Source organism: Azospirillum isscasi (assembly GCF_030849505.1).
GTDB lineage: Bacteria > Pseudomonadota > Alphaproteobacteria > Azospirillales > Azospirillaceae > Azospirillum > Azospirillum isscasi.
This window is the reverse complement of the sequence record NZ_JAUJFI010000200.1, coordinates 1-9,005: the sequence shown is the minus strand read 5'-3', so window position 1 is coordinate 9,005 and position 9,005 is coordinate 1. Positions and strand designations below refer to the sequence as shown.

Annotated in this window: 9 protein-coding genes; 7 read left to right on the top strand and 2 right to left on the bottom strand. The window is 69.9% G+C overall.

Going from position 1 to position 9,005, the window contains the following annotated elements; all coding sequences use genetic code 11:
* Together QSG27_RS25610 and QSG27_RS25605 are read right to left on the bottom strand one after the other, a co-directional pair.
* On the bottom strand, positions 1–676 hold a 676-nt coding region (locus QSG27_RS25610), incomplete at its 3' end, for a tetratricopeptide repeat protein (RefSeq protein ID WP_306711170.1).
* 128 nt (positions 677–804) lie between these two features.
* Entirely contained in the window at positions 805–1,236 is a 432-nt protein-coding gene (locus QSG27_RS25605) for a bacteriohemerythrin (RefSeq protein ID WP_306711168.1), read from the bottom strand.
* Between the two features lie 253 nt (positions 1,237–1,489).
* On the opposite strand from QSG27_RS25605, the gene QSG27_RS25600 reads away from it, so the two are divergent.
* The 7 genes from QSG27_RS25600 to QSG27_RS25570 all read left to right on the top strand — a co-directional run.
* Entirely contained in the window at positions 1,490–3,418 is a 1,929-nt protein-coding gene (locus tag QSG27_RS25600; protein WP_306711166.1) for a methyl-accepting chemotaxis protein, read from the top strand.
* Between the two features lie 45 nt (positions 3,419–3,463).
* Positions 3,464–5,005 carry a chemotaxis protein CheW gene (locus tag QSG27_RS25595; protein ID WP_306711165.1) on the top strand — a complete coding sequence of 514 codons (1,542 nt, stop codon included), beginning with the start codon at positions 3,464–3,466 and terminating at the stop codon, positions 5,003–5,005.
* Positions 5,006–5,094: 89 nt separating this feature from the next.
* Positions 5,095–6,174, top strand: coding sequence for a chemotaxis-specific protein-glutamate methyltransferase CheB (gene cheB, locus QSG27_RS25590; protein WP_306711164.1), 1,080 nt, complete (start codon positions 5,095–5,097; stop codon positions 6,172–6,174).
* Between the two features lies 1 nt (position 6,175).
* Positions 6,176–6,802, top strand: coding sequence for a HEAT repeat domain-containing protein (locus QSG27_RS25585; protein ID WP_306711162.1), 627 nt, complete (start codon positions 6,176–6,178; stop codon positions 6,800–6,802).
* A 14-nt stretch (positions 6,803–6,816) separates the two neighbouring features.
* Positions 6,817–7,683, top strand: a complete 867-nt coding sequence (locus QSG27_RS25580) for a CheR family methyltransferase (protein WP_306711160.1) — start codon at positions 6,817–6,819, stop codon at positions 7,681–7,683.
* Positions 7,680–8,117, top strand: a complete 438-nt coding sequence (locus tag QSG27_RS25575) for a response regulator (RefSeq protein WP_306711158.1) — start codon at positions 7,680–7,682, stop codon at positions 8,115–8,117. The genes QSG27_RS25580 and QSG27_RS25575 overlap by 4 nt, the downstream gene beginning before the upstream one ends.
* Positions 8,114–9,005 (top strand): Hpt domain-containing protein (locus QSG27_RS25570; RefSeq protein ID WP_306711156.1); only part of this gene is annotated, 892 nt, incomplete at its 3' end. The genes QSG27_RS25575 and QSG27_RS25570, both read left to right, overlap by 4 nt.

The window sequence follows — 9,005 nt, the reverse complement described above, 5'->3', positions numbered from 1 at the left end:
CGCGATAGCGGCGTCCGCTCCGCGGGCATACCAGATCGTGGCCGAGCCTTTCGCCATCATGGCTGACCCAGCCGATGGCCTGCCGCGTCTGGCCGAGCGCCTGCCGGCATTCCGCCTCCACCATGCGGGCGCGCAGCAGCATCGGGTCGAGCCGGGCCGCGGCGCCGGCCAGACGGGCGGCCTCCTCCAGCCGTCCAAGCTCCTTGGCGGCCATCGCCGCGTCGAAGGCCGCGGAAAGGGTCTGCGGATCGAGCGCCAGCGACCGTTTGTAAAGCGTCACGGCGGAATCGAAGGTCCCGGCATCGAAGGCGCGTTCGGCCAGGACGCGAAGCGCCGGGGCCAGCCGCTCCGCGGCCTCCGCATGATCCGGTTGCAGGCGGAGCACCGCGAGCCAGCTCGCCGCCGCCGCCGCGGTCCGTCCGAGCGCGTCCTGAACCTTGCCACGGTTGAGGTGATAGGTTGCCGAACTGGGATCGCCGGCCACGGCGGCGTCGAGATGACCGAGCGCCGCCGCGGTCCGCCCGGTCTGGGCCAGCAGCAGGCCCATCAGATGGCTGGCGTCCGGATGGCCGGGGACCGCTTCCAGAATCCGGCCATAGAGGGTTTCCGCCTCCGCCACCCGCCCGGCGATGTGATGGTCGAGCGCGATGGACAGGGCTTCGGAAACGGTGGCCATGGGCCGGGGAAATCCGATGTGGGGTGGCCCGTATGGGGGCGGTGCCCCACACTGGCCGGACCGCCCCGGACTGTCAACCGCAGGTCCCCCGTCCTGCGCAACACCCCCGTTTCAGAGGCAAGGGAGCGTCAGAGGCGGTTCTCCACCCGGAAACCGGGCGCCGTGCCCATCCGCAGGGCGGCATGCCGGCACAGGTTGCGGTCCAGGGTGGCCTGATGCCGGGCGACCCAGCGGGGCAGGATGGTGATGGTGGAGCGGATCAACTCCGCCGGAGAGCGCACCGACGCCCGCAAGGTCCGCAGGGTGCGGTCCATGGCGTCGTGGTCCCGGCGGTGCTCGTCGGCTTCGGGGTAGCCGGTCTCGTTCATCTGCCGCTCCTCCTCGGCGAAATGCTCGTCCAGGCAGGACAACAGCGAAACCAGAACCGGAAATGCCTCTTCCCGCCGGCCGGGGTGCTTGGCACAGTCCGTCATCTGCGCAATCAAAGATAGAATTTCACGGTGCTGATGATCGACGGCTTCATCACCGACCGACATTGAGGACGTCCAGGACAGCGCCATGAATCCCATGTTCATATCTTTCTTGTAATTCTACGCCCTACCGGGGGAAAGTCTGACAAAACATTCACGCCGAGTCCATACTCTTCCGCCGCCCGTCGGTTTTTTCCCGACCGCCCCGTCTCCTTCGCCTATTGGGGTGAACCCTGATAGGGCGCACCCCAATAGGGTCGCCCCCATCTGCCTCCGCCGGCGGGGCGGTGCCACAGTGCCGCGCGCCCACAGCAGGGCGAACCGATCGAGACGGAGTTGAACGATGGCACTGGTGAAGAAGGCGGACGTTGGCCAACCGGGAACCGCTGGGACGGGTACGATCTCCGGCAACGGGCGCGGCAGCTCCACCGCCGACGCCCAGCGTAAGCGCGCGCGGACCTTCGCCCGCCAGCAGAAGGTGGCCGAGCGGGTGGCCTCCGCCTCGTCGCAGATGGCCAGCGGCATTTCCGAATCCGCGTCCGCGTCCGACCAGCTCCGCAAATCCATGGAGCAGATCGCGACGGGCGCCCAGGAAGCGTCGGGCGCCGCCCAGCAATCGCTGACCGCCGTCACCAACATCGCCAAGGCCATCCTGGAATCGAAGGACCAGGCCGAGGTCAGCCGGCAGAAGTCGAACCAGCTCCAGGTCCTGCTGGCCGAGGTCGGCACCCAGATCGCCGCGTCGGTGACCAGCATCGGCGCCAACGCCGAACGCCAGCTCGCCTCGGTGGACATGGTGGTGGAGCTGGAGAAGCAGGCCGCCAACATCGGCGAGATCGTCAAGGCCGTGGCCCGCATCGCCGACCAGACCAACCTGCTGGCCCTGAACGCCGCCATCGAGGCGGCCCGCGCCGGCCAGCACGGCAAGGGCTTCGCCGTCGTCGCCGACGAGGTGCGGACCCTGGCCGAGACCTCCGAGAAGAGCGCCCGCGACATCCAGGAGCTGGTCGGCCAGATCCAGGGCGAGGTGAAGGTCATCGCCCAGGGCATCAACACCGCCGCCGAAGCCGCCAAGGGCGAGGTGGACAAGGGCCGCACCGTCACCGGCCAGCTTGAGCAGATGCGCACCGACATGCAGGTGCTGGCCAAGGGCGCCACCGAGATCGCCGCCGCCTCGGTCGAGGCCGAGCGCGCCGCCCGCGAGGCCCAGAGGGGCTCGGAGAGCATCGCCGCCGCCGCCGAGGAGCAGTCCTCCGCCTGCGACGAGGCGCTGCGCACCGTCGATCAGCAGACCGCCGCGCTGGGCCAGTCGCAGACCGCGTCGGGCGAGCTTCAGACCATCGCGGAGGAGCTGCGCAACTCCACCGACATCACCAAGAGCGCCGAAGAGGTCGCCTCCGCCGCCGAGGAGCTGTCCGCCGCGGTCCAGGAGATCTCCAGCGCCGCCGCCCAGATCATGGCCGCCGTGGAGCAGATCTCCAAGGGCGCGCAGCAGTCCTCCGCCGCCACCCAGCAGTCCTCCGCCGCGATCAACCAGATCGAGCGCAGCGCCAAGCTGTTCCAGGACAACGCCGGCGAATCGCTGGACCGCGCCCAGCTCCTGACCAAGCTGCTGAGCGACAGCAACAAGGCCATCGAAGGGCTGATCGACGGCGTGATCCAGGCGCTGGACGAGACCCGCAAGTCCAACCAGCTCATGAACAACCTGGAGCAGGTCAGCCGCCGCATCGACAAGATCGTGGACGCGATCTCCACGGTGGCGGTGCAGACCAACATGCTGGCGGTCAACGGCTCCATCGAGGCGGCGCGGGCCGGCGAGTTCGGCAAGGGCTTCGCCGTGGTGTCCACCGACATCCGCAACCTCGCCCGCGACAGCGCCGAGAACGCCGACCGCATCAAGGACGTGGTGAAGGCGACCCAGGACCAGATCGTCGCCGTGCGCAACGACCTGGAGCAGATCTCCGCCTCGGCCCTGGCGGAAGTGGAGAAGAACAAGGCGATCACCCTGAACCTCGCCAGCGCCGCCCGCGACATGGGCGTGGTGGTGGACGGCAACGACAACATCCGCCGCGGATCGGAAGAGATCCTGGCCGCGCTGGAAGAGGCCAAGAAGGGCGTGCAGCAGATCGCCGCCGCCTCCGAGGAAGCCTCGCGCGCCTCCCAGGAAGCCTCCGCCGCCGCCAAGCAGCAGGCCCGCGGGGCCGAGGAGCTGGCCGCCGCCGTCGAGGAGATCGCCAGCCTCGCCGACGAACTGCAGAACTCCGCCGATTGAGGGGCGACCCGCAAGCGACACACCCGCAAGCGAAAGGGTTGACCCATGAGCATCAACACTGCGGCAACCGCCGATACGGGCTCCCTCGGTGACGCGCGGCAATATGTGACCTTCTACGTCAAGGACGAGATGTTCGCGGTGCCGCTGGCCGAGGTCCAGGAAATCATCCGCATGCCGCCCGTGGTCGGCGTGCCCAAAAGCCCGGCCAGCCTGGAAGGGCTGGCCAACCTGCGCGGGACGGTCATGTCGGTGACCAGCCTGCGCCGGATCTTCCAGTTCGAGGACCGCCCCCACGACGATTCCACCCGCGTGGTGGTGCTGAACCAGGGCGTTCCGGTGGGGTTCGTCGTGGACCGCATGGCCGCCGTGGTGACGGTGGACCCCGGCCAGATCGAAGCCGCCGAAACCATCCAGGCGACGGTCGAGACGGACCTGCTGCGCGGCATGATCAAGGGCATCAACGGCCATGCCATGATCATGATCATCGACCCGCAGCGGCTGCTCCAGCGGGAGAACGGCGGGGAAGCCGCCGCCCGCTCCCGCGCCGCGCGGGTGGCCGCCGCGGGCGACTCCGGGCGCTCGCAGGCCGACGACGCGGTCAGCGACGAGCTGCAGCTGGTCAGCTTCGAGGTGGCGCGGCAGGAATACGCGCTGGGCATCGAAAGCGTGCAGGAAATCGTGCAGGTGCCCGACGTCATCAGCCGCATCCCCCGCACCGACGCCTATGTGCTGGGGGTGATGACGCTGCGCAACCGGCTGCTGCCGCTGGTCAGCCTGCGGGCCATGTTCCGGCTGCCGGAAACGCCGCTGGACGAGCGCAGCAAGATCGTCGTCGTGCCGCTGGACGAGCGCAACTCGGTCGGCGTGGTGATGGACACGGTGCGCGAGGTCCTGCGCGTGCGCAAGGACGTGGTGGACCCGCTGCCGGCCATGCTGGGCGACGGACGGGGCGAGATCCAGTCCATCTGCCGCCTGAACGAGGGGCGGCGGCTGGTGTCGATCCTGTCCGCCGAGCAGCTCTTCCACCACGACGCCGTGCGTTCGGCGCTGGCCGCCGTGCAGGATCAGGAGGACACCGAGATGGCCGACGAGACGTCCAGCCGCAGCGTCCTGGCGGACGAGGAGGAGCAGTTCGTCGTCTTCCGCCTGGGCAACGAGGAATACGGCGCCCCCATCGCCAGCGTGAACGAGATCGTCCGCGTTCCGGACGAGCTGACCCGCGTGCCGAAGACCGCCGCCTTCATCGAAGGCGTGGTCAACCTGCGCGGGTCGGTGCTGCCGGTGATCGACCAGCGCCGCCGCTTCGACCTGCCGGAGGTGGCCCGCAACGACCGCCAGCGGATCATGGTCTTCACCATCGGCGGCAAGCGCACCGGCTTCATCGTCGACAGCGTGTCGGAGGTTCTGAAGATCCCCCGCGCCGCCATCGGCCCCACCCCGGCCATGTCCGACGAGCAGGCCCGCCTGATCGGGCGCGTCGCCAACCTGGAGAAGAGCAAGCGGATGATCCTGCTGCTCGACGTGGACAACCTGCTCGACACCGCCGAAGTCGCGGCGGTCGGGGAGTACACGGAGAAGGCCGCCTGAGCCGGACCCGCCCCCCGAACCCCTCTCCCGCCTCCGGGGGAGGGGACCCCGAACGCCCCCACCCCGCACCCACAGCCTGATTGCCGGTCATGATAAAGCTGCTGATCGTCGATGATTCCGCCCTGATGCGCCGCCACATGGGACGCATCTTCGGGGCCGAGGGAGACTTCCAGGTCACCTTCGCCCGCAACGGCGCCGAGGCGCTGACCGCGGTGCGCGAACAGCAGCCCGACGTGGTGACGCTCGACGTCAACATGCCGGAGATGGACGGGCTGACCTGCCTCAGCCACATCATGACCGACTGCCCGCGCCCGGTGGTGATGGTGTCGTCGCTGACCTCCAAGGGGGCGATGGCGACGCTGGAGGCGCTGGAGCTGGGGGCGGTGGACTTCATCCCCAAGCCCGACGGCACGGTGTCGCTGACCATCGACACCATCGAACGGGAACTGGTGGCGAAGGTGCGGGCCGCGGCCAAGGCGCGGCTGCGCACCCGCAACCTGGCCCAGCGCATCCGCCGCCAGCACGCCGAGCTGTCGGCCCCCCGGCCCCGTGCCGCCGCAACGGCCAACACCGCCGCCGCGACCGGTCCGGCGGAGGTGCGCGGGCTGGTGCTGATCGGGGTGTCCACCGGCGGGCCGGGGGCGCTGGACTGCATCCTGCCGCTGCTGCCCGCGGATTTCCGCTGGCCGGTGGTGGTCTGCCAGCACATGCCGGCCAACTTCACCGGGGTGCTCGCCCGCCGCCTGAACAGCGCCAGCGCCATCACGGTGCAGGAGGTGGAAAGCCCCACCCTGCTGCGCCCCGGCACCGCCTACGTCGCGCGCGGCGACGCCGACCTGCTGATCGCCCGCCGGCCCAACGGGCTGACGGCGCTGCCCGCCCCGGCCTCGCCCAGCCACATCTGGCACCCCAGCGTGGACCGCATGGTCGAAAGCGCGCTGGAGGTGGTGGACCCCGCCCGGCTGATCGGCGTGCTGCTGACCGGCATGGGCAATGACGGGGCGGCGGCCATGGCCAGCCTGCGCGAAAAGCGGGGCCGCACCATCGCCGAAGCCGAAGAGACCGCCGTCGTCTGGGGCATGCCCCAGGATCTGATCCGCCGGGGCGGGGCCGATCTGGTCCTGCCCGTCCACCGCGTTGCCGAGCAACTGGAAAAATGGGTGCGTTGACATGCCGCTCGTGAAGGCTCCTTCCGGCGCCGCCGCTCCCGGCGGCGGTCCCGCCCGGAACACCCCCAACCGCGATGCCGTGCTGGCCGACCTGACCGCCGACACCCCGGACACCCGCCGGGCCGCCGCCCGCGCCTGCCGCGCCTTTCCCGACGCCGTCGCCCTGATCGCCAAAAGGCTGGAGGAGGAGGAGGACACCCGCGTGGTGGAGGCGCTGGTGCTGAATCTGGTCGCCATCGGCGGGCCGGCGGCGGCGGCGGCGCTGGCCCCGCTGCTGCGCTCCGACCGGGCGGGCTGCCGCTTCGCCGCGGCGGAAGCGCTGGCCGACATGGGTCCGGACGCCCTGCCCTTCTTCGACGCGCTGATCCGCGACTCCGACCCGCAGGTGCGCATCATGGCCGCCGAGATCGCCCGCGGGCGGGTCGGCGGCGCCGTGGTCCAGACGCTGGAGCATCTGCTGGGCATGGAGGAGGAGATCAACGTCTGCTGCGCCTTCATCGACGTGCTGGCGGAGACCGGCACGGCGGACACCGCGGCGGTCCTGACCGCCGTGCTGGACCGCCTGCCGGAAGACCAGTTCCTGCGGTTTTCCGTGGAAACCGCCCTGTCCCGCCTTCCCACCGACTGAAAGGGACATCCCCCATGGCGATGCCCAGGACGGGCGGACCGTCGCAACCCGACGCCGTGACCGACGAGGAGTTCGCGCGCTTCTGCGAATTCATCTACCGCCGGACCGGCCTGTCGTACGGCGCGTCGAAGCGCTACTTCATCGACCGCCGCATCCTGGAACGGGTGGAGCGCAGCGGGGTCAGCAGCGTGCAGTCCTATCTGGCGCTCCTGCGCTTCGACAGCACGGGCCGCGAACTGGAAGAGATCATCAACAGCCTGACCGTCAACGAGACCTATTTCTGGCGGGAGGAGTACCAGTTCGCCTGCCTCGCCAACTCCATCCTGCCCGAGGTGGTCCGCACCAAGCGGCGCGGCGAGCCGGTGCGCATCTGGTCCCTGCCCTGCTCCACCGGCGAGGAGCCCTACTCCATCGCCATGTGGCTGCTGGAGAACTGGGCCGACGTGGACCAGTACGACGTGGAGATCATCGCGTCGGACATCGACACCCAGGTCCTGGCGGCGGCACGGCAGGGCCTGTACGACGCACGGTCGGTGCAGCGGCTGCCGAAATGGGTGTTGGACCGCTATTTCGAGCGGCCCACTTCGGACCGCTGGCGGATCGTGGACTCCCTGCGCAGCTCCATCGAATTCACCCGCATCAACGCCTCCGACCGGGCGCAGATGGCCAAGATGACCGACATCGACGTTATCTTCTGCCGCAACATGCTGATCTATTTCGACGACGTGTCCCGCCGCGAGGTGGCGGACAGCATGTATTCCAGCCTGCGCCCCGGCGGTTTCGTCTGCCTGGGCCATTCCGAATCGATGAGCCGGATTTCTCCGCTGTTCGCCGTCCGCCGCTTCGCGGACGCCATCGTCTACCAGAGGCCAGCCCGATGAGCCCCAGCCCCAACCCCATCACCCAGGGCAACGACGCGCACATCCGCCCCCGCCGTCCGAAACGGCTGCTGATCGTGGACGACGCGGCGCTGGTGCGGGCCTATTACCGGCAGGCGCTGGAACAGCCCGGCGGCTACACCGTGGACGAGGCGTTCAACGGGATCGAGGCGCTGGAAAAGGCGCTGAGCGGTCCCTACGACCTGATCCTGGTCGACGTGAACATGCCCAAGATGGATGGGCTCACCTTCGTCCGCACCCTGCGCACGACGGAGGAGATCGCCTGCCTGCCGGTGATGATGACCAGCACCCTGAACCGCGACAAGGACATCGCCGCCGCCCGCGCGGTGGGGGTGAACCTGTATCTGGTCAAGCCGATCAGCGTGGACGACCTGCGCCTGTTCGCCGCCATCATGACGGGAGCGACCGAGCCATGAGCCCCCTTCTCGCCCAGTTTCTGGTGGAAGCCCGCGAACAGATCGCCGCAACCACCGACGGCCTGCTGGGGCTGGAACGCGATCCCCACAGCAGCGGGCTGCTCAACGGCGTGTTCCGCTCGGTCCACACGCTGAAGGGATCGTCGGGGCTGTTCGACTTCCCGGCGCTGACCGCCGTGCTGCACGCGGGCGAAGACCTGCTGGTGGCCCTGCGCGAGCAGCGGCTGGTGCTGGACCCGGCCATGCTGGACCAGATCCTGGCGGCGCTGGACCTCGTGTCGGTGTGGCTGGACCACATCGAGGACACCGAGCTTCTGCCCGACACCGCCGCCGACCGCGGGCGCCCGGTCATCGCCGCCCTGCGCGGCTGGCTGAACGGCGCGCCGGACGAGGCGGACGGGAACGGAGACGAAGGCCCGGACGGCGCTGCGGAGGAGGAGGATGACTCCGCCCTGCCCGCCTGGCTGGCCGGCGTGCCGGAGGACGCGCTGATGGAGGCGGCGGAGCGGGCCGCGGCGGCCGGGGCGCCGGTCCTGGCCGTGACCTACCGTCCGGAGCCCCAGTGCTTCTTCAAAGGCGACGACCCGCTGGCCCTGATGATCCAGGTGCCCGAGCGCGCCCATCTGGCCGTCGTGCCGCCCGACGCCTGGACCCCGCTGGCGGAATACGACCCCTTCTCCTGCGTCCTGTCCTTCCGGGTCCTGACCACCGCCCCACGCAAGGAGGTGGCCCATCTGCTGCGCTACGTCAGCAGCCAGTCGGACCTGCTGGAGATCGAGCCGGCGATCCTGGCGCTGGCCGGGCTGCCCGCGGTCGCCGAGGCCGCACCGGCCCTGGCCGAACCGCTGGGGCTGCTGCTGGAGCGCGGCGACCGCGCCGGGCTCGCCG

Coding starts and splice junctions, on each gene's coding strand:
- QSG27_RS25605 (WP_306711168.1), bottom strand. CDS start 1,236: ATGGCGCTGTCCTGGACGTCCTCAATGTCGGTCGGTGATGAAGCCGTC.
- QSG27_RS25600 (WP_306711166.1), top strand. CDS start 1,490: ATGGCACTGGTGAAGAAGGCGGACGTTGGCCAACCGGGAACCGCTGGG.
- QSG27_RS25595 (WP_306711165.1), top strand. CDS start 3,464: ATGAGCATCAACACTGCGGCAACCGCCGATACGGGCTCCCTCGGTGAC.
- cheB (WP_306711164.1), top strand. CDS start 5,095: ATGATAAAGCTGCTGATCGTCGATGATTCCGCCCTGATGCGCCGCCAC.
- QSG27_RS25585 (WP_306711162.1), top strand. CDS start 6,176: ATGCCGCTCGTGAAGGCTCCTTCCGGCGCCGCCGCTCCCGGCGGCGGT.
- QSG27_RS25580 (WP_306711160.1), top strand. CDS start 6,817: ATGGCGATGCCCAGGACGGGCGGACCGTCGCAACCCGACGCCGTGACC.
- QSG27_RS25575 (WP_306711158.1), top strand. CDS start 7,680: ATGAGCCCCAGCCCCAACCCCATCACCCAGGGCAACGACGCGCACATC.